This is a genomic window from Actinomadura rugatobispora (assembly GCF_042656285.1).
Lineage (GTDB): Bacteria > Actinomycetota > Actinomycetes > Streptosporangiales > Streptosporangiaceae > Spirillospora > Spirillospora rugatobispora.
Genome location: NZ_JBHSON010000107.1, coordinates 1 through 20,912 on the forward strand (window position 1 = coordinate 1; position 20,912 = coordinate 20,912).

The window sequence follows — 20,912 nt, forward strand, 5'->3', positions numbered from 1 at the left end:
GAGCGCCGAGCCCAGCAGCCGCACGGTGGTCTCCTGGCCCGCCGCGAACAGGTTGGCCGCCACCCGCACCGCGTCGCCGACGTCGGGGGTCGAGCCGTCCGGGAAGGTCGCGGTGGCCAGCCCGGTGAGCACGTCCCCGCGGGGGTCGCGGCGGCGCTCCTCGATGTAGGTGGTGAAGCGCCCGTACAGGTATTCGAGCGGGGTGTGCGCCAGGCTCTTCTCTCCGGTGCCGCCGATGGCCCCGCCGTCGCCGGGCGGACCGTGCTGCAGCGCGTCGGCGAACTCCTCGCGGTCCTCCTCGGGGACGCCGAGGAGGTCGGCGATGACCCGCAGGGTGAACGGCGCGGCGAACCCGTTGATGAACTCGCCCTCGTCGCCCTGCAGCCAGGTGTCCAGGAGCCCGTCGGCGATCTGCCACATGGCGCCCTCGTTCTCCTTGAGGCGCCGGGGGGTGATCAGCTTCATCAGCAGGCCGCGGTGCGCGGTGTGCACGGGCGGGTCCAGCGTCGGGAGCTGGTCGCTCATCGGCAGCTCGTCGCGGTGCCGCTCGATCAGCTCGGAGACGTCGTCGCCCTCCAGCGGGACGGGGAAACCGGGGAAGGGGCCGGTCACCGACGTGCACGAGGAGAAGGTATCGGTGTCGTTGAACACCTGCACCGCCTCGTCGTACCCCGTCACCATCACCACGTCGTGGTGGCGTTCACGCTGGACCGGGCACTGCCCGCGCAGCGCCTCGAAGTAGGGGTAGGGGTCCTCGACCAGTTCCTCACCCCGGAAGAAGTCGAGCGCCTCGTAGTCCTTCACCGTCAGCACCGTTCCCTTCGACACCGCGACGCGCGTGTCCCGCTTGGTCGTGAGCGACCCGTGCCCGCCCGCGGCGCGCACGCCGGGGCCTCCGGAAACCTCCCCGACGCTTGAAAACTACATTCTCAGCAAGAGCGAAGCAAGCATCCGGATACGAGAACGAGGATCGGCCGAGGTCGCGGCCGGACGGCGCCGCGCCGCCGCCTGGCGCGCTCATCCCCCGCGGGCACCGCACCGAAACCTGGCACGAGATCATGACTGCCTGTTCCGGAGAATGAGCTTCTCACCGACGGCCGGGTCAGCTCCCGGCGGGCTTCCTGTCGTAGGTGAGGCAGATGGCGCCGGTGCCGGAGGTGGACAGGTCGGTCAGCGTCCAGGACGTCTGGGGAACGCCGTCCTCGAACAGGCGCGCACCGCCGCCGACCAGCTCGGGGCACAGGGTGATCGTCAGCCGGTCCAGCTCCCCGGCCGCCACCAGGGCCTTGATGACGCTGACGCTGTTGAGCACGACCATGTCGCCGCCGGGCTCCGCGCGCAGCCGCCGCACCTCCGCGGCCGCGTCGCCGTTCACGATCCGGGAGTTCTTCCAGGGCGCGCCGGTGAGCGTCGAGGAGAAGACGACCTTCTCGACCTCGTCCAGCCACTGCGCCATCTCGCGGTCGCGGGGCTCGGCGCTCTCGTCCTGGGCGACGGCCGGCCAGTAGCCGCCGAAGCCCTCGTAGTTCTTGCGGCCCAGCAGGACCGTGGTGGCCGAGCCCGCCATCCGCACCATCAGGTCGCGCGGCGCGTCGGAGACGGCGTGCGGGCCGATCCAGCCCATGTCGTACTCGCCGCCGCGCCCGTGCACGCGGCCGTCCAGCGACAGGGAGATGTTGGCGATGACCTTGCGGGCCTGGCCGCCGGTGGTGGTCGTCATGGTGGTGCTCCTGTGGTCGGGACGCCCTCGCGGCGCCGTCTCCCTCGATGGTGTCGCCGGCGCGGCCCGGGAACATCTGCCAGGTGGCCGATATGCGCTGGCGCGGTGGCCGAGGTGGGCGCGGCGGCCCGGATGGTGGCAGACTTCCCGCGATGTCCGAGGTCGACCGCGTCCCGCAGGAGCTGACGTCGTTCGTCGGGCGGACCGGCGAGCTGGCGGCGATCGGCGGCCTGCTCGCCGCCGGCCGCGCGCTGACGCTGGTCGGGCCGGGCGGGTGCGGCAAGACCCGGCTGGCGGTCCGCGCCTGCCGGGAGCAGGCCGGGGCCTGGGCCGACGGTGTCTTCTGGGCGGGCCTGGAGCACGAACCGGAGGACGGCGGCGTCGCCCGCGCGCTGGCCGGGGCGCTGGACGTGCCGCTCCCCGAGGGGACGGACCCGTTGCCCGCGCTCGTGCGCGCGCTGCGGGGACGCTCGGCGCTCATCGCGGTGGACAACTGCGAGCACGTCCTGGACGGAGCGGCGCACGTCATCGCCGGGATCCTGGCGGAATGCCCGCACGTGGCGATCCTGGCCACCAGCCGCGCCACGCTCGGGATCGGCGGTCAACGGGTGTGGCGCGTCCCGCCGCTGGACCTGTCCGACGCGCTGAGCCTCTTCCTCGAACGCGCCCGCACGACGGAGGGGACGGAGCTCGGCGCGGAGGCGCGGGCCGGTGCCAGGCGCGTCTGCGACCGGCTCGACCGGCTCCCGCTCGCCCTGGAACTGGCGGCCGGCTGGGCGGGCACGCTGTCACCGGCGCAGATCGCCGACTCGCTGGGCGACCCGTACGCCATGCTGGACGGCGGCGCGCGCACCGCGGCGTTCCGGCAGCGGACGCTCGAAGAGTCGATGCGGTGGAGCCATCGCCTCCTCGACGAGGACGAGCGGGTGCTGTTCCGCTGGCTCGGCGCGTTCGAGCCCGGCTTCGCCTCCGACGCCGTCGCGGGCCTCGCCGCGCTCGGCGGACCGCCGCCGGGGCGCCTGCTGAAGGCCCTGCGCGGGCTCATCGACAAGTCACTCGTCGTCGCCGACACGGCCGGACCCGTGGCGCGCTACCGGATGCTCGGGGTCGTCCGCGCCTACGCGCGGGCCCGCCTGGACGAGGCGGGCGACGCCGACGCCGTCCGCGACCGGCACCTTGACCTCTACCTGTCGCTGGCCGAAGGGCTGGCCCCGCTGCTGGACACCGACAAGGACGCCTGGCGGGCCAGGGCTGGCGCCGAGTACGCCAACATCCGCGCCGCCATCGAATGGGGACTGTCGCGCGACGACGCGGCGCGGGGACGGCGGCTCGCCGCGTCGATGGCGTGGCTGTGGCACCTGGAGGGCCGCGGGCCGGAGGGCGTCCGGCTGCTGCGCCTGGCCGCCGGGCGCGGGGCGGGCGAGCGCGGCGCGTTGCAGGCGGAGGTCCTCGTGGCGCAGGCCCTGGTCGCCGACACCGCGCTCGCGGGCGGGGACGCGTACGAGACCGCCCGGACCGCGCGCGAGCTGGCGGCGGAGGCGGGCGCGCCCGCCGCCGGGCGCCTGGCCGGGTCGCTCGCCGCCATCGGCCTGCTGGCCACGGATCTGGACGGCGCGCACACCGCGGCGATGGCCGTCCGGGACGAGGCCCTGGAAGCGGGCGACGGGTTCGTCGCGGACTCCTCGCTGGCGCTGGCCGGGCTCGTCCACCTGCTCCGCGACGAGTACGCCGAGGCGATCGCCTGCTTCGAGCCCGCCCTGGAGGGGCTGCTGCGCCGCGGCGACCGCGGCGTGGCGTCCTCCAGTCTCGGCTGGCACGCGCTGGCCGCGGCCAGGTCGGGCGACCTGAGGAAGGCGGCCGACCTGGCCGAACGCGCCGTGGCGACGGCCGAGCCGCTGCGCGACTTCCACCGGATCGGCACGGCGCGCGGCGTGCTGGCCGAGGTCCGCGCGCTGCAGGGCCGTGTCGAGGACGCCGCCGACGCGATCGCCCCGATCGACCGTCTCGTGGCGGACTCCGGCGAACCGGTCTTCATCCCCGGCTGGGAACGCGTCAAGGCCCTGCTCGCGCTCGGCCGGGGCCGTCCCGGCCAGGCTGTGGAATGGTGCCGCCGGGAAGGGCGGTGGCGGGCCGAGCCGAAGGACGAGCACCTCGCCCCCGACACCCGGCTGGTGCTGGCGGAGGCGCTGCGGGCCTCGGGCGAGGAGGCCGCCGCGGCGGAGATCCTGGACGGCCTGGCGGGCTCTCCCCTGATCGGCTCGATGCCGCGCGTCCGGGCGGCCGTGGCCGAGCAGAGGGCGGTCCTCGCCCGCGCCGCCGACCCCGAACGCGCGCTCGACCTGCACCACGAGGTCCTGCGGATCGCGTCGGCGCACGGCCTCGTCCTGTGCTGCGCCGACTCCCTGGAGTCGCTGGCCCTCCTGGCACTGCGCCGCGGCACGGGCAAGGCCGCCGGGATCCTGGCGGGCGCCGCGGAACGCGCCCGCTCGGAGGCCGGAGCGGGCCCCGGACCGTCCACGGCCGCCCTGCGCGACGAACTGGCCGCGGACTCGGGCGAGGCCCTCGACCAGGGCCGCTGCATGGAGTTGCGGGACGCGATCTCCTACGCCGCCCGAGCACGCGGGCCGCGGCGCCGTCCCGACTCAGGCTGGGAGAGCCTCACCCCCACCGAGCGGTCGGTCGTCGACCTCGCCGTCCAGGGCCTGTCCAACCCCGAGATCGCCGCCCGCCTGTTCATGAGCAGGGGCACGGTCAAGACCCACCTCGCCCACGTCTACGCGAAGCTCCACGTCGCCAACCGCACCGAACTGGCCCGCCTCGCCACTAACGGGCCAGTTTGAGGGTGCGGCGCTCCAGATCGATCGCGGTGATGACGACGGTGACCCGTTCACCGGGCCGTACGGCGTCGTCCGCCCCCTTGACCAGCCCTTCGACACCGTCGGCCACGCGGACGAAGACGCCGAACGGGACCACCTTGGTGACCGTGCCGTCCAGGCTCTGCCCCGCGTGGTGACGGCGCGCGAACTCCTTGAACGGGTCGGGCCGCAGCGCGCGCAGTGACAGCCGGGCCTCGCCGTTGGTGGTGTCGAACTGCAGGAACTCGCCGGTGACCCGCTGCCCGACCCGCACGATGTCGGCCGGGTCGTCGAAGTGCTCCCAGGCCAGTTCGGGGATGGTCACGAAGCCCACGCCCGGGAAGACGGGATGGTCGGGGCCGTCGTCCAGGTCCACGAACACGCCGAACCTCTCGATGGCGGCCACCGTGCCGGAAAGGACCTCGCCGGGACGCAGCGACGCCAGGAACCCCCAGAGTTCGGGGTGCTCCGTCGCGGCCTCGGGCTGGTCTCCGCTCATGGCCTCCAGCCTTTCATGAGAGGCTCGCGGGTGTGATCGAGGCGGTGCTGTGGGACGTCGATGACACGATCTTCGATTTCTCCGGCTCGGAACGGGCGGGCCTGCTGCGGCATTTCGCGGCGGAGGGGCTGCCGTCCGACGAGGCGGCGCTGGAACGGTGGCGGCGGATCACCGACGCCGAGTACGGGCGGTTCGCGGCCGGGGAGCTGACCTACGAGCAGCAGCGGCGGCGGCGCGTCCGCGGGTTCGTCGGGCGTCCGGTCGGCGACGGCGACGCCGACGCCTGGTACGGCCGGTACGAGGTGCTGTTCGAGGCCGCGTGGACGGCGTTCCCCGACGTGGCCGCGGTACTGGACGCGCTCCCCTACCGGCAGGGCATCCTGTCCAACTCCAGCACCGTCCACCAGGAGCGCAGGATGAGCGCGCTGGGGCTGCGGCACCACTTCGAGGTGCTGCTGTGCTCCGACCGGCTCGGCTGCGCCAAGCCCGACCGCTCCGCGTTCCTGGCCGCCTGCGAGGCGCTGGGCCTTCCTCCGTCCAAGGTCGCCTATGTCGGTGACCGGCTCGATGTGGACGCCGTGGGCGCGCACCGCGCGGGGCTCACGGGCATCTGGCTCGACCGCGCGGGCGCGGAGGCGGCCGTCCCGGAAGGCGTGTTCCGGATCACGGCCCTCGGCGAGCTTTCGGGGCTGCTCTCTAGCCGGTGACGCTGAGCGAGACGGCCATGCCCAGGCCGACGGCCAGCGCCGCGGTGATGAGGATGAGGAAGAACTTGTGCACGGCGGTCCTCCCGGGGCGGGTCAGGGGCGTGGGGCGGACACGGCGAGAACGGCGTCCGCCACGAGGCCGGTTCCGTCCGTGAGGGCGTTTCCGGGGACGGGGGCGGGCTCGTCCGTGGCCACCGGGAACCGGTCGGAGCGGTAGGCGTGGCCGTCGCGGGTGACGGCGGCCGACTGGTACGTCGAGTCGGCCAGCCGCGCCAGCCACAGCAGGCCGTCCGCCCCCATCGCCATCGCGGCCGTGGCGTAGGCATCGGCCACGCCCAGGTCGGGGCCGGTGACGGTCACCGAGCGCAGGGCGCGGACCGGCTCGCCGGTGTGCGGGTCCAGGACGTGGTGGCCGCGCTCGTACGTGCCGGAGGTGGCGACGGCCAGATCGGTCCCGGTCACCACCCAGGCGACCTTGTCCGGCTCCCACGGATGCCGCACCCCGACGCGCCAGGCGCCGCCGGACGCCGACCGGCCCCGGCAGCGGACGTCGCCGCCCGCGTTGATGCAGTGGTTGAGGGAGCCGGCGCGGGCCAGGCGGGCCGAGGCGACCTCGACCGACCAGCCCTTGACGTACCCGGAGGGGTCCAGTCTCCCGGTCGCGCGCGCGTCGAAGTAGCCATCGGTGCGGCGGTGCAGGTCCGCGCAGGCTTCCAGGACGGCGCGCAGGTCGGGCGAGCAGCCGTCGAGGCCGGCCGGCCCGTCGTCGTCGTCGTCGAAGAGGCTGACCTCGCTGTCGGCGCGGTAGGTGCTGAACCTCCGGTCCACTTCGTGCAGCCAGGCGCAGGTCCGCTCGACGAGGCCGGCCAGGTCGCGGCGCGGGAGCAGGTCGGCGATGTCGATGCTGACCGCCGTCCCCATGACGTGCTCGATGTGATGCATGCTCGCGCTCCCGTTCAGGCCCTCGCCGCCGCCAGCGCCGACTGCAGCGAGGCGGTGAACGAGCCGCTGGTGTACGTGGCGCCCGAGACGGTGTCGATCCGGGCGCTCTGGGCGGTCAGGGTCTCCTGCCGGAGCACGGGGATCGCCCGCCGGTTGACCTGCACGGTCTTGGCCGGGGACGTGGCGTGGGTGGCGCTGACCCCGGTGATCCGCCCGCCCGCGACCCTGATGGTGACCTGGATGGGGCCGTGCGGGTTGACCGAGGCCGTGCCCCGGAACACGCCGTTCTTGAGCCCGTTCGCGGCGGCCGCGCCCCCGCCCCCGGCGCGCGCGGTGCCCGACGGGGCGGGTGCGGGGGCGGCCCCGTCCGTCTCGCCCGCGGCCTGGTCGGTCGCGACGGGGTCGGGCGGGCTCGTCCCGAACTTGGCGGCGAGCAGCAGGGCCGTCCCGGTCAGCGTGCCGGCGACGGCCGCGGTGGTTCGGCGCATCTCGTTGTCTCCCAGGGGTCGGTCGCGGCTCAGGGTTCTCAGAACTCGAAGGGGTCACGGTGGATCTGCCGGCGGCGCACCCGCAGCCGGCGCAGTGTGGCGATCGCGGCCTCGACCATGCCGGGCGGGCCGCACAGGTACACGTCGCGGTGCCGCACGTCCGGGACGAGTTCCCGGAGCCCTTCGGGCGTGAGCAGGCGGCGCGGGCCCGGCTCGTCGCGCGAGCCCAGCACGTAGTGGACGGTGAAGCCGCGGCGGCGGGCCAGGCCGCGCAGCTCGTCGCCGAAGGCGATGCCGGAGGCGTCGGCGGCCCGGTAGATGACCACGGTGTCGCTCGGGAGCTCGTCCAGCAGCGCGCGGATCGGGGCGATGCCGCTGCCGCCCGCGATCAGCAGCGTCCGCTGGCGGACGCGGTGGCCGGCGGTGAACGTTCCCGAGGGTCCGGCGGCCAGGATCCTGGTGCCGGGCCGCAGGTGGCGCAGCCGCGCGGTGTGGCCGCCGACCGCGTTGACGGTCAGCCGCAGCCACTGCTCGTTGGGCGCCGCCGACAGCGAGAAAGGGTGGGACTGCCACCAGCCCCCGCCGTTCAGGAACCGCCAGCGGAAGTACTGCCCGGCGCGGGCCTCCAGCCGGTCCAGGCGGCGGCCGCCGACGTAGACGGAGAACATCGTCTCCGTCTCGGGCACGACGTCGATGACGTGGAGCCGGTGCCGCAGGTTCAGCCACAGCGGCTCGACCACCCGGCCCCAGACCAGGCAGGCGATCACCAGGGCGTACAGGCCCGCCCAGTACCAGGCGGCGAAGCCCCCGCGGGAGAGCTCGGCGCCGTTGGCGAACTGGTGCCCGTAGCCCAGGATCAGCACCGCGTACGTGGCCAGGTGCAGCCAGTGCCACAGCTCGTAGGGCAGGCGGCGGCGGACGCCGCGGATCGCCAGCGCGGCGATCGCCACCATGATCCCGGTGGCGGTGAACGCGCCGACCATGCCGTCGTAGGTGGTGAACAGGGTGACGGTCTCGTCGGCGATCGTGACGTCCTCGGTCAGCGCGTAGCCGACCGTGATGTACCCGGCGTGCGCGAGCACCATCACCAGCAGCCACGCGCCCAGGCGGCGGTGCCAGCGCATCAGGTCGTGGCCGCCGATCCAGGTCTCCAGCCAGGCGACCCGGCTCATCATCAGCACCTGCGCCAGGAGCAGGAACCCGCCGCCCAGACCGGTGACCCGCCCGGCCGCGGTGATGACCTCGGCGGGCTCACTGACCGCGCTGGGCGGGGTGTTGAACACCCAGAGCGCGACACTGGCGGACAGCATCGTCCAGAACAGCATGACCACCAGGAGCCGGTTGCCGGCGATCTTCGCGGCGGGCGCCTTCTGCCGTGCGGGCGCGGCCTGCGCTCTGGACGGCCGCTCCCGCCGGGCGAGCGGCTGGTCCCCGTGCCGGGCGTAGCGCGGGGGCTGGGCCCGGGGGTCGTTCACCAGGGGGGCCGTCAGGTTGTCCGGGCTCACGGCAGGACGCGGCGCCGCCCGCTGCGGAGGCGGCCCGTGCGGAGGCGGCCCGTGCGGAGGCGCGCTCGGCGGAGGCCACGCCAGGTCGGGGACGGTGCGGCGCATGGCCGCGGCCCGCCGCCGATCCCGGTCGCCGCCGTACGTGTCGTCGTACGCGGCCGGGGGGCTCGTCGGTGGAACCGTCTTTCCTCCGTGCACGCGATCCTCCGTGAGGGTCCGGGCGCGCGTCACGCCGGGCTGTGCCGGGAGAGCTTCGCCGGAGGCCGTGGTCGTCTGGGGCCTGACGGAAGGTCGTACGGCCGTGCCCGCCCCGGCGGTTCACCGGTCGGATCCGGAGGTGCGCTCCTTTCCGGCTTGTATCGGCGGCCACAAATCCGCCCGGAAATCACTCACCCTGGAGCACTGAACAGATGGCAAGGGCGTGCTTACAGTGGGTCGGCATTCAAAAGAACGCGAGCGTTTCGCTAGGCGTCCGCCGGCCTCCCACCCCCCAGGAGCCTCCCATGAGCACGCCGACCGACCTCGGCGCCCCAGTGCCGGACGCGCCCGCGCCCGCCCCCGTCCAGACCCGGCGTACCGGCAGACGCGCCGCCGGGGCGCTCGCCCTGGCCGCGATCACCGGGTCGCTGGTGGCGGGCGGCGTCGAGCGGGCCGCGGCGCAGGCACCCGTCGACACCACCGTGGCCCGCGCCGACTGCGGGCCGGGCTCGGCGCCCGAGACCGGCCTCCAGGGCCAGGTCCCCCTCGCCGACCGCGAGAGCGGACGCAGCCAGCGCGGTTACGAGTGCAACCTAAAACTGCTCAGCCGCTACCAGGGCCAGGGGCAGGCGACGGTCGGCGCGTCCTACGGCCACTGCCAGTACCTCGGGACGATCCTGCCGAGCGCGGTGTCGGCCAAGCGGCCGGGCGTGAACGTCGTCGACATGTCCGATCCGGCGCGGCCCCGGCTGAGCGACTCGCTGGTCAGCCCCGCCACGCTCGGCGGGACGTGGGAGACCCTCAAGGTGCACGAGGGCCGCGGGCTGCTGGCCGCGGTGTCGGTCGGCCTCCTCAGCGGCGGCTTCTTCGTCTCCGTGTACGACATCAAGACCGACTGCGCCAAGCCCCGGCTGCTGAACGGGATCAACGGCACCAAGCTCACCCTGCCCGGCCTGTTCCCCGGCCACGAGGCCGCCTGGTCCGCCGACGGCCGCACGTACTGGACGACCGGGACGGTGGGCGGCACCATCGCCGCGCTGGACATGTCCGACCCGAGGTCCCCGAAGGTGCTCTACAACGGCTCCACCGGACTGGTCAACCACGGCATCGGCGTGAGCGCGGACGGCAGGCGCATCCACGTCGCCGACATCCCGACCGGCTTCACCACCCTCGACGCCGGCGACATCCAGGACCGCAAGCCGCAGCCGCAGTTGCGCCGCGTCTCCGGGACGACGTGGTCCGACGGGCTGGTCACCCAGCACACGATCCCGTTCACCCACCGCGGGCGGCCCTACATGGTCGCGGTCGACGAGCTGGGGTCGGGCGGCGCGCGGATCCTGGACATGTCCGACGAGACGAAGCCGGTCACCGTGCGGCAGCTCAAGCTGGAGATCAACCGGCCCGAGCACGCCCAGCGGCGCGGGGCCGACACCGCCAAGAACGGGATCTTCGGCTACGACTCGCACTACTGCACCCTCGACCGGCTCGCCGATCCGACCGCGATGGCCTGCGGCTGGGCGCAGTCGGGGATCCGCGTGTTCGACATCCGGGACCTGCGGGCGCCCCGCGAGATCGCCTACTTCAACCCGCCCGCGCAGGTCGGCAAGCGCGACCAGCTGCGGAACTCGGCGCACGCGTTCGTCCCGTTCGGCGCGCACTTCTCCGACATCCTCGAGAACTACCCGGGCAAGCCGCCGCTCTACACGGGCGAGACGGACATGACCGCCGACTGGTGCATGTCGCCGCCGCGCTTCGACGGCGACCGGCTGTGGGTGTCGTGCGACGACAACGGGGCGCTGCTGCTGCGCTTCAGCAACAACGCCTACCCGTTGCGATGAGCGCGCGGGCCGCCGCGGGACGCGTGCTCGCGGCCGTCGGGTTCATGGTGCTGGGCGCGGGGTCGGTGATGCTGCTGCCCGGTGACGGGCCGGCGGGAGGGGCCGCGGCACGGGTCGCGGCCCCCGGCGAGGTCGAGGTCGGGTTCAGCCAGGACATGATCGTCCATCATCAGCAGGCCGTCACGATGGCCCAGGCGGTCCGCGGGCGGACGGGCTCGTCGGTCGCGCAGCTGGCCTCCGCGATGGAGCTCAACCAGATCAAGGAGATCGGCCAGATGCAGGGCTGGCTGGGCCTCTGGAACGCGCCCCAGGTGCCCTCCGGCCCGCCGATGACCTGGATGGCCCCGGACCGCCCCGGCCACACCGGTCACGGGACGGCCGGTCATCGCGCCTCTGGCGGCGGCGGGGGCGGCGGGGGCGGCGGGGGCGGTGCGATGCCGGGCATGGCCACGCAGCAGGAACTGGACCGGCTGGGCCGGGCCAAGGGCCGCGACCTGGACGTGCGGTTCCTGCAGCTCATGATCCGCCACCACGAGGGCGGGCTGGTCATGGCGGCCGCCGCCGCGCGGGACGCCGCCCATCCGCAGGTGCGGGGGACGGCGAGGCTCATGGCCGCCGAGCAGCGCAAGGAGATCGGCCTCATGACCGGCCTGCTCGCCGCCCTGGGCCACCGCCCCCTGCCGTCCCCCGGCGCCCCGGGCTGATCCGGCCGCTCCCGGAGGCGCGGATCGGCCGCGGCACTGCTGATCGTCGCGGCCGTCCGGTAGCATCGGCTTACGAACGTACTAGTTCGTACAACACAGCCGAAGGAGCGGGCCGGGATGACCGCGCATCTGATCGGGCTGATCGGCTCCGGCATCGCCACCTCCCTCAGCCCCGCCCTGCACGAGCGCGAGGCCGACCACCACGGCCTGCGCTACCTCTACAAGATCATCGACCTGGACGACGTGGCCCCGGACGATCCCGGCGAGCTGATCCGCGCCGCCCGCAGGCTCGGCTACACCGGGCTGAACATCACCCACCCCTGCAAGCAGACCGTCATCCCCCACCTCGACGAGCTGTCCCCCGACGCCGCCCGCCTCGGCGCCGTCAACACCGTCACCTTCGACGGCCCCAGAGCCATCGGCCACAACACCGACTGGACCGGCTTCGCGCACTCCTTCGCCCGCGGCCTCCCCGACGCCCCCACCGGCCACATCGTCCAGCTCGGCGCCGGAGGAGCGGGCGCCGCCGTCGCCCACGCCCTCCTCACCCTCGGCGCGGACCGCCTCACCCTCGTCGACACCGACCCCGCCCGCGCCCGCAGCCTCGCCGCCGAACTGGCCCGGCACTTCGGTTCCGGCCGCGCCCGCACCGCCACCACCGCCGACCTGGCCGCCGCCCTCCGGCACGCCGACGGGCTGGTGAACACCACCCCCATCGGCATGACCGCGCACCCCGGCACTCCGCTCCCCGCCGGCCACCTGCACGCCGGCCTCTGGGTCGCCGACATCGTCTACCGGCCGCTCGACACCCGGCTCCTCCAGCGCGCCCGCCGGCTCGGCTGCCGCACCCTCGACGGCGGCGGCATGGTCGTCTTCCAGGCCGCCGACGCCTTCCGGCTCTTCACCGGCCTGGAGCCCGACCCCGACCGGATGCTCACCCACCTGTCCACGCTCGTCACCACCTGACGGGCGCGGACGTCACCGCCGCGCGCACAGGTAGGGGCGGGCCAGGACCAGCGCCAGGGCGGTGAGGACGATCCCGACGTAGACGGGCGCCAGGTGCAGGAGGTCGGTGTAGCCGATGTGCGCGTGCACCGCCACCGGCGGGACGAACCCCACGACCGCCGCCACCGCCAGCGACCACCACAGCCACGCCTCGCCGCGCCGCCAGCCCCAGGCGGTGAGCAGCGTGATCGCCGCGGCGGCGGCCATCAGCGCGCCGCCGAACCCCGCCCGGTCGTGCGCGATGAACGGCAGCAGGCGCGGGTTCGCGGCGCTGAGTTCGCCGGAGGTGGTCTGGAGGAAGGCCAGGTCGCTGGGCACGAACACGTGGGTGAGCCCCACGGTCGAGACGGCCGCGCCCCCGGCGAACAGCCCCACCCCGGTGACGATCAGCAGGAGCTGCCCCAGCAGCGCCCGCCGCCGCTCGGTCTCCGGCCCGTCCGCCGCGAGCGTCCAGCGCGGGAGGACGGGACGCCGCCGCACGGCCACCACGAACATCGGGAACAGCGTGACGGTGACGGCGGTGTGCAGCGGCTCCACGAACCCGAACGCCAGGAAGTAGAACAGCGTCGGGAACGCGATGAACCCGGAGACCAGGTAGGCGTTGCGCGCCCACGGCCACCCGCGCCGGATCCCGCCCGCGGCCAGCCCGGTGTAGAGCACGCCGATGGTCACCATCGTGGCGGCCATGGTGATCCGGTCGTGCTGCAGGAAGTGCACCAGCTGGTGGTTGGCTCCGTGGAGCCCGGCCCGGTCGAGGCCGAGGAAGCCCTGGTCGTACCAGAGCAGGAGCGGGCCGAGGGTGATGGCGGCCGCGCCCAGACCGGCGACGATCATCCCGATCCCGACGCACATCCCCCACCACCACGCGGGCCATCGCCGCGGATCGAGCCCCACCTCGCGCACGCGGGGCGCGGGATCGGTCGGCGTGACCGCCTCGGCCACCCGCTGGAACCAGCCGGGCCCCGCCTCCACCAGGATCTCCGGGGTCGCCAGGACCGCCCCGCCCGGATCGGCGGACAGCGCGGCCAGGGCATCGGCGACGGCGGCGGTCGCGGGCTCGGCCGTCTCCGCGCCGCCGACGGCCAGCACCGCGTCCACATGGGGGGTGAGCGCGGCCGTGACCTCGGGATCGTCCGTCCGCACGAGCACGGGGCACCGCCGCCCGGCGGCGGCCCGGCGCACCGCGTCCACGTCGCCGGGGCCGACCGGCTCCACGACGACCAGACCGGCGCCCTGCGTGGGCAGCGCGCGGACGGCGTCGCGCGCGACGTCCGGCGGCACGACCGCGCCCAGGCGCGACCCGACCGCGATGCCGGCGACGGTCCCGGCCAGCGCGGACGGAGGCGCCGTGTGACCGAACACGGCCTCGATCGTCCGGCGCCCGCCCGGCAGCGAGGTCAGCGTCGCCAGCGCGCGCAGCGCGGCCCGCTGCGAGCGGCGCGTCCCCAGCAGCGCGCCCGCGGGCCCGCGCAGCGGATGGTAGGTCCAGTCGGGCATCAGGCTCTCCAGCCCAGGATCGGTGCCATGGACCGCAGCGTGACCGACGTGGGGAGCAGCCTGGCGGCGACGTTCCGCGCCATGACCGCGGGCGGCCAGGCCACGTTCCCGACGGCGCCCAGGCGGGCCGCACGGCGTGCCACGCGCTGCGTTCTGGGCCGGCGCAGGCGGTCGTAGCGGGCCAGGGCCGCGGCGACGTCCCCGGCGGCGCCGCCGAGGCATTCGGCCAGGACGACGGCGTCCTCCAGCGCCTGGCACCCGCCCTGCCCCAGGTTGGGCGTCATCGCGTGGGCGGCGTCGCCGAGCAGCGCCATCCGGCCGCTGACGAACGTGGACAGGGGCGGCAGGGTGTAGATGTCGTGGCGGAGCACGCCGCCCTCGGGCACCGAGGCGAGCAGGGCGGGGATCGGCTCGGGCCACGCCTCGAACCGGCGGCGCACCTCGGCCCGCTCCCCGTCCGGGGCGGCGCCGCCCTCCGGCGTCGCGGCGGCGCCGAAACAGTAGACGCGGCCGCCGCTCATCGAGGTGAAGCCGAACTCCTCGCCGCGCCCCCAGGTCACGGCGCCGCCGGCGAGCGGTTCGGGCAGCGGCTCGGTCACCATGCGCCAGGCGGTGAACCCGGCGTACCGGGGCGGCGCGGCCGACGGCCACCCGGCGCGCCGCACCGCGCTGCGCAGGCCGTCGGCGCCGATCACGAGCGCGGCCCGCAGACTTCCCCGGTCGTGCTCGGCCACCACCGCGTCGCCGTCGTCGTGCACCCCGGTGATCGTGGTCGACGGGCGCAGCGCCCCGTCCGGCAGCGCCCCGGCCAGGATCCGTATCAGCTCGGCGCGGTGCAGCACGACCAGCGGCGCCCCGAACCGCGCTTCGAGGACGGCGTTGTCGGTACGCGCGAGCCAGCGTCCCGTACGGTCGCGCACGCCGCCGCCGGCCTCGACCGCGCCCACCTCCCTGACCTGGCCGTCCAGGCCGAGCGCGGCAAGGGCCCTCAGGGCGTTGGGCCACAGCGACAGGCCCGCGCCGATCTCGGTGAACTCCGCGGCCCGCTCGCAGACCTCGACCCGCCACCCCCGCCGGGACAGCGCCACCGCCGCGGCCAGGCCACCGATCCCGCCGCCGGCGATCACCGCGGTGCGCTCCGCCATCATCCACTCCCGGCCATCGTCCGCCCCCGGCCCTACATCTACCCGGGTCGTGCGTTCGCCCAGACCGTACTGGCCGACGAAGCCGTAGAGATCACCACGCGGCGGCCGGAGCCGGTCACAGGCTAGGGAGCGGGCTTCTCCCACACCGAGACGTGCCCGCGGCTCTCGCCGGTGAACGGCTCGCGCGTCCAGCCCGCCCAGCGGTCGCGCAGCCGCATCCCGGCCAGCCGCGCCATGAGGTCCAGCTCCGAGGGCCACACGTACCGGAACGGGATCGAGGTGAACGTGCCGCGGCCGTCGACGATCTCGACGTAGTTGGAGCTCATCGACTGGGTGGCGACGTCGTACACGTCATACGCCCACCGCGTCTCCCCCACCTGGAACGGCACGGCGTCCTGGCCGGGCGGGAGCCTGCGCAGGTCCGGGACGCCGACCTCGACGACGAAGCGGCCGCCCGGCTCCAGGTGCCGGGCGACGGTGCGGAAGCAGTCGACCTGGGCGTCCTGCGTCGTCAGGTTCATGATGGTGTTGAAGACCAGGTAGGCGACGGAGAACGAGCCGTCCACGCGGGTGGTGGCGAAGTCGCCGATCGTCACGCCGATCGCGTCGCCGCCCGGCTTGGCGCGCAGCCGCGCGACCATCGCCCGCGACAGGTCGACGCCGTGGACCGGGACGCCGCGGCGGGACAGGGGCAGCGCGATGCGGCCGGTCCCGATGCCCAGCTCCAGGGCCCGGCCGTCGCCGGCCAGCTCCGCGAGGACGTCGACGGCGGGCTCGACGGCGCCGGGCTCGAACATCTCCTTCGACGCCTCGTCGTACGTCGCCGCGACGGACTCGCCGAAGTGGCCATCGTCGTCAACCATCGCCGGGACACTACCCCGGAGGCCCTCCGCGGCGCGCCCGGTTATTTGCGGGACGACCCCGCCGATCAGGCGGGGTCGGCGCGGAGGAGCCGCAGGAACGCCTTGATGCCCGTGATGAGCTCCTGGTCGTCGGTCAGCTGCGCCACGGTGGTCTCGAACCGGCGGCCCAGGGCGTCCAGCCTGCCGTTCAGGTCGGCGGCGGCGCGCCGGCCCGTGAGGTCCACCGCCTCCAGCCGCCGTTCGAGCGTGTGATCGGCCTGGTGGAGGTGCTCGGTGGTGAGCCGCATGGCCTCGACGCGGCCCTCCAGGAAGGTGAGCCGTTCGACCAGGTCGAGGACGTCGTCGCGGGGATACCGGACCTCCCGCAGCATCGTGCCGAGCCGGCTGCGCAGGTGGGCGAACCACGCGTGGGCGGGCCGGAAGAACGTGCTGAGCAGGTAGAAGCCGGCGAAGTAGTACCCGATCACCGCTCCGGAGAAGAAGGCGATCACCGCGACGACGGCCGCGGAGACCGCGTGGCCGCACACGGCGGCCGTCCGGGCCCGCGCCGCGATCCGGCGGGCCTCGGCCTCGCGTTCCGGCGGCACCTCCAGCCCGCGTGCCCGGCCGGCCCCGATCTCCTGAACGAGCCGGCGGGCCTGGAAGTGCACGTTCCACGGCACCACGAGCAGGGCGTAGGCGAGCACGTTTCGGACCATGGGCCCATGGTCGGCGCGCCGGCGGCCCGCGTCATGAGCCCGGGTACTCGACCGCGCATAGGTAGATCCGCCCCCGCGCCCCGTCCGACCTGGGTGGATATGGAAACCCGTATCAGCCGGAGCCCAATATCAGTATTGGACATCACGGAAGGCGCTCTGGTCTGCTCGTGCCGGAACGAAGACAGTCGGCGAGAGCGAGGAATCTGTGATGCGGCACGTCCACCACCGGGGGCTCCGGGCGAAACTCGGGGCCTCCGCCCTGGCGATCACCACGCTGTTCGCCGGAGCGGCCTGCGGCGCCGGGACCTCGACCGCCGGCGAGCGCGCGGCGCGCACCGGGACCACCGTCCAGCAGGGCCCCTCGACTCAGGCAGACGTCGCCAAGGAGTTGCGCAGCCTGGAGACCTCCTACCAGGGACGGATCGGCGCGTTCGCCATCGACACGGCCACCGGCAGGAGCGTGGGCTACCGGACGCACGAGCGCTTCCCCAGCAACTCCTCCTTCAAGGCGATCCTGTGCGGCGCGATCCTGCACAGGTCGCGCACCGCCGATCCGGGCCTGCTGGACCGCACGCTGCGCTGGTCGGCGGACGACGTGGTCTCGCACTCCCCCGTCACCGGGCTCAAGGAGAACATCGAGAACGGCCTGACCTCCGCGCGGCTCTGCCACGCGACCATCACCACCAGCGACAACACGGCCGCGAACGTGCTGCTGAAGCAGATCGGCGGCCCGCCCGGGCTCACCCGCTTCTACCGCTCCCTCGGCGACCCGGTCGGACGGCTCGACCGCTGGGAGACCGATCTCAACATCTGGGCGCCCGGCGAGAAGCGCGACACCATCATGCCCGCGTTCATGGCCGCCGACCTGCGCAAGCTGACGCTCGGCCCGGCCCTCGTCGCGCAGGACAGCAAGCGCCTCAACGACTGGCTGCGCGCCAACACCACCGGCGACAAGCGCATCCGCGCGGGCCTTCCCGAGGGCTGGACCGTCGGTGACAAGACCGGGACCGGCGGCGTGTACGGGGCCGCGTCCGACATCGCGATCGCCTGGCCGCCGTCCGGCGCACCGCTGATCATCGCCGTCTACACCAACCGGAACACCGAGGACGGCGCCGTCGACGACACCGTCTTCGCCAAGACCACGACCGTGCTGGCGCGCGGCCTCGGCAAGATCTCCTGACCGCCCCCGCCCTTCAGGCCGGCTCCCCGCGGGGGCCGGCCTGCGCGGCTCAGCCGTGGGCGATGGCGAACCCGAGGACGACCGCCGCCGAGACCACCACGTGCCCCGGGGCCAGGTCCTCCCCGGACGCGGCGCCGGCCGACGAGTGGCTCATGTAACGCTCGGTGCCGACCTGCTCGGGGTCGACGTCGTCGATGTGCAGGACGGCGCCCAGCCGCACCCCGGCGGCCTCCGCGTACAGCTCGGCCTTCCTGCGCGCCGCCTTGACCGCCTTCCGGCGGGCCTCGGCCCGCATCTCGCCCTTGCCGGTCACGTCGAAGTCGACGGCCTCGATCTCGTTCGCTCCGGCGTCGACCAGATCGACCAGAAGGGGCTGCACGTCCTCCAGGTTCCCGGACTCGACGGAGAACGCGGCCTGGCACTGGTAGCCGAGGAACTTGCGCTCCGTCCCATAGGCCCACGAACTCTTGAGGCCCAGCCGGGACCGTTCGACGGCGGAGTCGGGCACCCCGTGCCGGCGCAGCGTCTCCCGCACCGCCTGCACGGCGCGGTTGGCCGAGGCGAACGCCTCGGACGGCGTCTGCTCCAGGCGGACGACCATGAACCTGGCCCGCACCAGGTCGGGCATCGCCTTCACGCTGGCCGCGCCGTAGGCGGCCACACCCCACGGTTTCCGCACCATCTGCATGCCGATGATCTAAGCAGTCCCCCCGGCCCCCCGATCCGCGAACGGACAAATCCCCCGCCCGGCGGACTGATCTCCCTGGTCGGCGGGGTGCGGTGGTTCAATGGGAGGGACGGCCCGGCGGCCGCCGGGCGTGATGGTCCGCGAGGTTCGGGAGGCGACCATGTCGACCATCTCCGAAGTCGGTACCGACATCTTCCGGGTCAACCTGGAGCTCGAGCCGGATTTCGACGTCAGCTGCTTCGTCATCCGGGACGAGGCCCCCACGCTCGTCGAGACCGGCTTCCGCAAGGCCTACCAGGACACCTACGACGCCGTCCGGCGGGTGATCGACCCGCGCGGGCTGCGCTACATCGTCGTCCCGCACTGGGAGGGGGACGAGGCGGGCGCCCTGGAGCCCTTCCTCGGGCAGGCGCCGCACGCGCTGCCGGTGGGCAGCCCGATCGGCGCGATGACCACCCTGCCGGAGGTGGGCGACCGCGCACCGCTCGCCCTGGAGGAGGGCGACGAACTGGATCTGGGCGAGCACCGGCTGGTCGCGCTGATCACGCCGTACGTGCCCACCCTGGACGGCATGCTGGCCTACGAGGAGGCGACCGGGACGCTGTTCGCCTCGGACGTCTTCGCGACCCCGACCCTGGGCGGGCGGGCGGTGTCGGACGGCGACGACTCCGACGCCATGATCGGGTTCTACGAGACGGTCGGGGTCTTCCCGTCCAGGGAGCATCTGGACGCCGCCCTCGACAAGATCGAGGCCCTGGAGCCGGACGCGCTCGCCTGCCACCACGGCAGCGTCAAGGGCGGCCGGGCACGGCCGTACCTGCGCACCATGCGCGAGCAGGACGTGACCGGTGTGACCTCCTGGAATCCGATGCGCGAATAGCGGCGGCCCGCCTCACCTCTCGATGAGGGCGAGGAGGCGCCGTGCCCTTTCCGCTCCGGCGGCCTCGCGGAGAGCATCCTCCAGACACATCTGCTCGATGTCGGCGGCGAAGACGAAGAAGTCGCCGGGCACCGGGAGGTGACGGGTCCAGTCGAGGGCGTTGAGGCGCCGGGCCGCCCGGCTCATCAGGGCGCCCACGCGGTCGTCGTCGAGCGGGGTCTGGTCGAGCAGCCCGGCGAGTTCGTGCAGCCTGGGGTGGCGGTCCTCGTCCAGGTCGATCTCGTGGGCGGTCAAGTCGGTCAGCATCTCCGCGATCCCGGCGTCGCCGTCCTCCTCCGGGAAGAGCGCGAGGGGCGGGAGCACGCTGAACTGGCCGGGCATGTACTGCAGCCAGAGGCAGGCGGGCCGGACCGGCGGCGACGCGGCGGCCACGGCGGCGGGCAGCGCCTCGGCGAAGAGATCGAGGAAGGCCCGCTCGGCGTCGTCCGGTGTGAGGTCCGGAGGCCAGGCCCGGTAGATGGTCATGGCGTCCTGGGTCAGCCTGGCGATCTCACCGTGCTCGTCGTAGTGGACGAGGACCCGCGCGAAGGGCCGCAGCCGCTCCGGGCTTTCGCCGTGCTCGTCCTCGATGCGGACCAGCCGCCCGTCCTCGTGGACGTAGCGCGTCCGGCCGTATCCGCCCTTCGCCTGGTACGCGGTCTCGGCCAGCACGCCGTTCTCGTAGGAGAAGGTCTGGTGGCGGATCGGGTTCTTCTGCGGCGTGTAGTCGTAGAGGGCCAGTTCCAGGACGCGGCCTCCGTCGTCCAGGACGCGGAAGGATTCGTAGAACTGGCCCTCGAACTCCACCGCCTGCCGTTCCGCCCAGGCGCGGCCTTCCCCGTCCAGGCCGTACATGTAGTGGGCCTCGGCGGCGTCGTCGACCGGCATCCCTGCCCGGAAGCGGTTGCGGAGTCCGTAGAGGGGCTCGGTCTCGAAGGCCGCGTCCGAGTAGGGGACCCACTCGGTCACGTGCGCCTCGGCCGCCGCCTTCCGTTCGGAGTATTCACCCACGAGCCACGACATGTCGGCCATGCCCGTCCTCCTCCTGTTCGCCGGCCTCCGATCATGGCGTACGGGGACGCGGGTCGAGGACGATCTGCGTGCCCGGTTCCGCGGCGGCCCGCAGGGTGCCCTGCCACGGCGGGCAGCAGCCCGGACGACAGCCGTTCCCGGTCGGCGACCAGGTCGTCCAGCGCGGCGCCCGCCACGGCGTCCCACATCGCCTCCTGCACGGCCGCGTACAGCATGTCGCGGGCGGAGGCGGCGGCGGTCGTGAACGTGATCGGGTCGCCGACCGCCCAGGTGACCGTGGTGCTGACGCGCTCCCGCTCCATGACCGTCACCTGTGCCATCGCGCCTACCTCCGGTTCGCCGGGCAAGCGGGCCTCTCCGGCCGCAGGGGCACGGCGGGGGCGTTCCCGGACGCGTCGCCACGTACCGGGAGCCCGCAGGGCCGTGCGC

At 74.1% G+C, this 20,912-nt stretch carries 20 protein-coding genes; 7 read left to right on the forward strand and 13 right to left on the reverse strand.

All coding sequences use genetic code 11. The annotated features are described in order from the left end of the window. The coding region (locus ACFPZN_RS47215) for a cytochrome P450 (RefSeq protein WP_378290085.1) at positions 1-885 on the reverse strand (885 nt) is incomplete at its 3' end. Positions 886-1,102: 217 nt separating this feature from the next. Further along, entirely contained in the window at positions 1,103-1,720 is a 618-nt protein-coding gene (locus ACFPZN_RS47220; protein WP_378290087.1) for a dihydrofolate reductase family protein, read from the reverse strand. A gap of 152 nt (positions 1,721-1,872) precedes the next feature. On the opposite strand from ACFPZN_RS47220, the gene ACFPZN_RS47225 reads away from it, so the two are divergent. After that, entirely contained in the window at positions 1,873-4,560 is a 2,688-nt protein-coding gene (locus tag ACFPZN_RS47225) for a helix-turn-helix transcriptional regulator (protein ID WP_378290089.1), read from the forward strand. Here the strand turns inward: ACFPZN_RS47225 and ACFPZN_RS47230 are convergent. Then, positions 4,544-5,074, reverse strand: coding sequence for a S1 RNA-binding domain-containing protein (locus tag ACFPZN_RS47230; protein ID WP_378290091.1), 531 nt, complete (start codon positions 5,072-5,074; stop codon positions 4,544-4,546). The two genes, ACFPZN_RS47225 and ACFPZN_RS47230, sit on opposite strands and share 17 nt — an antisense overlap. A 32-nt stretch (positions 5,075-5,106) precedes the next feature. Here ACFPZN_RS47230 and ACFPZN_RS47235 point away from each other — a divergent pair, with 32 nt between their 5' ends. Then, positions 5,107-5,781 (forward strand): HAD family hydrolase, encoded by a 675-nt coding sequence (locus ACFPZN_RS47235; RefSeq protein WP_378290093.1) that lies wholly within the window; start codon positions 5,107-5,109, stop codon positions 5,779-5,781. A gap of 93 nt (positions 5,782-5,874) precedes the next feature. On the opposite strand, the gene ACFPZN_RS47240 is transcribed toward ACFPZN_RS47235, so the two are convergent. Genes ACFPZN_RS47240 through ACFPZN_RS47250 form a run of 3 tightly spaced genes read right to left on the reverse strand, consistent with a single transcriptional unit; the run spans position 5,875 to position 8,914 of the window. After that, positions 5,875-6,723, reverse strand: coding sequence for an FAD:protein FMN transferase (locus tag ACFPZN_RS47240; RefSeq protein ID WP_378290095.1), 849 nt, complete (start codon positions 6,721-6,723; stop codon positions 5,875-5,877). Between the two features lie 14 nt (positions 6,724-6,737). Continuing rightward, positions 6,738-7,211: an FMN-binding protein gene (locus tag ACFPZN_RS47245; RefSeq protein ID WP_378290097.1), complete on the reverse strand. Its 474-nt coding sequence runs from the start codon at positions 7,209-7,211 to the stop codon at positions 6,738-6,740. Positions 7,212-7,249: 38 nt separating this feature from the next. After that, a complete protein-coding gene (locus ACFPZN_RS47250) occupies positions 7,250-8,914 on the reverse strand; it encodes a ferredoxin reductase family protein (RefSeq protein WP_378290099.1) in 1,665 nt (554 codons plus the stop codon). A 305-nt stretch (positions 8,915-9,219) separates the two neighbouring features. Here ACFPZN_RS47250 and ACFPZN_RS47255 point away from each other — a divergent pair, with 305 nt between their 5' ends. The 3 genes from ACFPZN_RS47255 (at position 9,220) to ACFPZN_RS47265 (ending at position 12,422) form a co-directional block, all read left to right on the forward strand. Beyond that, positions 9,220-10,752: an LVIVD repeat-containing protein gene (locus ACFPZN_RS47255; RefSeq protein WP_378290101.1), complete on the forward strand. Its 1,533-nt coding sequence runs from the start codon at positions 9,220-9,222 to the stop codon at positions 10,750-10,752. Then, on the forward strand, positions 10,749-11,456 hold the full coding sequence (locus ACFPZN_RS47260; RefSeq protein WP_378290103.1) for a DUF305 domain-containing protein: 708 nt from the start codon (positions 10,749-10,751) through the stop codon (positions 11,454-11,456). Before ACFPZN_RS47255 ends, ACFPZN_RS47260 begins: the two co-directional genes overlap by 4 nt. Positions 11,457-11,573: 117 nt before the next feature. Then, complete coding sequence (locus ACFPZN_RS47265; protein ID WP_378290105.1) at positions 11,574-12,422, forward strand: shikimate dehydrogenase; 849 nt, start codon at positions 11,574-11,576, stop codon at positions 12,420-12,422. A gap of 12 nt (positions 12,423-12,434) precedes the next feature. Here the strand turns inward: ACFPZN_RS47265 and ACFPZN_RS47270 are convergent, their stop codons facing one another. The 4 genes from ACFPZN_RS47270 to ACFPZN_RS47285 form a co-directional block, all read right to left on the reverse strand. Continuing rightward, a complete protein-coding gene (locus ACFPZN_RS47270) occupies positions 12,435-13,958 on the reverse strand; it encodes a hypothetical protein (RefSeq protein WP_378290107.1) in 1,524 nt (507 codons plus the stop codon). Then, the gene (locus tag ACFPZN_RS47275) at positions 13,958-15,103 is read right to left on the reverse strand and encodes an FAD-dependent monooxygenase (RefSeq protein ID WP_378290109.1); all 1,146 of its coding nucleotides are present in this window, start codon (positions 15,101-15,103) and stop codon (positions 13,958-13,960) included. Before ACFPZN_RS47275 ends, ACFPZN_RS47270 begins: the two co-directional genes overlap by 1 nt. 122 nt (positions 15,104-15,225) lie before the next feature. Further along, positions 15,226-15,966: a class I SAM-dependent DNA methyltransferase gene (locus ACFPZN_RS47280; protein ID WP_378290111.1), complete on the reverse strand. Its 741-nt coding sequence runs from the start codon at positions 15,964-15,966 to the stop codon at positions 15,226-15,228. Between the two features lie 65 nt (positions 15,967-16,031). Then, positions 16,032-16,664, reverse strand: coding sequence for a hypothetical protein (locus tag ACFPZN_RS47285; protein WP_378290113.1), 633 nt, complete (start codon positions 16,662-16,664; stop codon positions 16,032-16,034). 208 nt (positions 16,665-16,872) lie between these two features. Here ACFPZN_RS47285 and bla point away from each other — a divergent pair, with 208 nt between their 5' ends. Continuing rightward, positions 16,873-17,844 carry a class A beta-lactamase gene (gene bla, locus ACFPZN_RS47290; protein WP_378290115.1) on the forward strand — a complete coding sequence of 324 codons (972 nt, stop codon included), beginning with the start codon at positions 16,873-16,875 and terminating at the stop codon, positions 17,842-17,844. 49 nt (positions 17,845-17,893) lie between these two features. On the opposite strand, the gene ACFPZN_RS47295 is transcribed toward bla, so the two are convergent. Further along, positions 17,894-18,532: an SIMPL domain-containing protein gene (locus tag ACFPZN_RS47295; protein WP_378290117.1), complete on the reverse strand. Its 639-nt coding sequence runs from the start codon at positions 18,530-18,532 to the stop codon at positions 17,894-17,896. 160 nt (positions 18,533-18,692) lie between these two features. On the opposite strand from ACFPZN_RS47295, the gene ACFPZN_RS47300 reads away from it, so the two are divergent. Beyond that, the gene (locus tag ACFPZN_RS47300) at positions 18,693-19,412 is read left to right on the forward strand and encodes an oxygen-binding di-iron domain-containing protein (RefSeq protein WP_378290119.1); all 720 of its coding nucleotides are present in this window, start codon (positions 18,693-18,695) and stop codon (positions 19,410-19,412) included. Positions 19,413-19,424: 12 nt separating this feature from the next. Here the strand turns inward: ACFPZN_RS47300 and ACFPZN_RS47305 are convergent, their stop codons facing one another. Next, positions 19,425-20,483: a hypothetical protein gene (locus ACFPZN_RS47305; protein ID WP_378290121.1), complete on the reverse strand. Its 1,059-nt coding sequence runs from the start codon at positions 20,481-20,483 to the stop codon at positions 19,425-19,427. Beyond that, positions 20,417-20,803 (reverse strand): SPFH domain-containing protein, encoded by a 387-nt coding sequence (locus tag ACFPZN_RS47310; RefSeq protein ID WP_378290123.1) that lies wholly within the window; start codon positions 20,801-20,803, stop codon positions 20,417-20,419. Before ACFPZN_RS47310 ends, ACFPZN_RS47305 begins: the two co-directional genes overlap by 67 nt. Positions 20,804-20,912: the final 109 nt, after the last annotated feature.

What these genes read in the sequence shown, in the direction of transcription:
- ACFPZN_RS47255 (WP_378290101.1), top strand. Translation starts at nt 9,220, where the DNA reads ATGAGCACGCCGACCGACCTCGGCGCCCCAGTGCCGGACGCGCCCGCG.
- ACFPZN_RS47280 (WP_378290111.1), bottom strand. Translation starts at nt 15,966, where the DNA reads ATGGTTGACGACGATGGCCACTTCGGCGAGTCCGTCGCGGCGACGTAC.
- ACFPZN_RS47295 (WP_378290117.1), bottom strand. Translation starts at nt 18,532, where the DNA reads ATGCAGATGGTGCGGAAACCGTGGGGTGTGGCCGCCTACGGCGCGGCC.
- ACFPZN_RS47245 (WP_378290097.1), bottom strand. Translation starts at nt 7,211, where the DNA reads ATGCGCCGAACCACCGCGGCCGTCGCCGGCACGCTGACCGGGACGGCC.
- ACFPZN_RS47270 (WP_378290107.1), bottom strand. Translation starts at nt 13,958, where the DNA reads ATGCCCGACTGGACCTACCATCCGCTGCGCGGGCCCGCGGGCGCGCTG.
- ACFPZN_RS47225 (WP_378290089.1), top strand. Translation starts at nt 1,873, where the DNA reads ATGTCCGAGGTCGACCGCGTCCCGCAGGAGCTGACGTCGTTCGTCGGG.
- ACFPZN_RS47265 (WP_378290105.1), top strand. Translation starts at nt 11,574, where the DNA reads ATGACCGCGCATCTGATCGGGCTGATCGGCTCCGGCATCGCCACCTCC.
- ACFPZN_RS47275 (WP_378290109.1), bottom strand. Translation starts at nt 15,103, where the DNA reads ATGGCGGAGCGCACCGCGGTGATCGCCGGCGGCGGGATCGGTGGCCTG.
- ACFPZN_RS47230 (WP_378290091.1), bottom strand. Translation starts at nt 5,074, where the DNA reads ATGAGCGGAGACCAGCCCGAGGCCGCGACGGAGCACCCCGAACTCTGG.
- ACFPZN_RS47220 (WP_378290087.1), bottom strand. Translation starts at nt 1,720, where the DNA reads ATGACGACCACCACCGGCGGCCAGGCCCGCAAGGTCATCGCCAACATC.
- ACFPZN_RS47310 (WP_378290123.1), bottom strand. Translation starts at nt 20,803, where the DNA reads ATGGCACAGGTGACGGTCATGGAGCGGGAGCGCGTCAGCACCACGGTC.
- ACFPZN_RS47285 (WP_378290113.1), bottom strand. Translation starts at nt 16,664, where the DNA reads ATGGTCCGAAACGTGCTCGCCTACGCCCTGCTCGTGGTGCCGTGGAAC.
- ACFPZN_RS47305 (WP_378290121.1), bottom strand. Translation starts at nt 20,483, where the DNA reads ATGGCCGACATGTCGTGGCTCGTGGGTGAATACTCCGAACGGAAGGCG.
- ACFPZN_RS47300 (WP_378290119.1), top strand. Translation starts at nt 18,693, where the DNA reads ATGTCGACCATCTCCGAAGTCGGTACCGACATCTTCCGGGTCAACCTG.
- ACFPZN_RS47240 (WP_378290095.1), bottom strand. Translation starts at nt 6,723, where the DNA reads ATGCATCACATCGAGCACGTCATGGGGACGGCGGTCAGCATCGACATC.
- bla (WP_378290115.1), top strand. Translation starts at nt 16,873, where the DNA reads ATGCGGCACGTCCACCACCGGGGGCTCCGGGCGAAACTCGGGGCCTCC.
- ACFPZN_RS47260 (WP_378290103.1), top strand. Translation starts at nt 10,749, where the DNA reads ATGAGCGCGCGGGCCGCCGCGGGACGCGTGCTCGCGGCCGTCGGGTTC.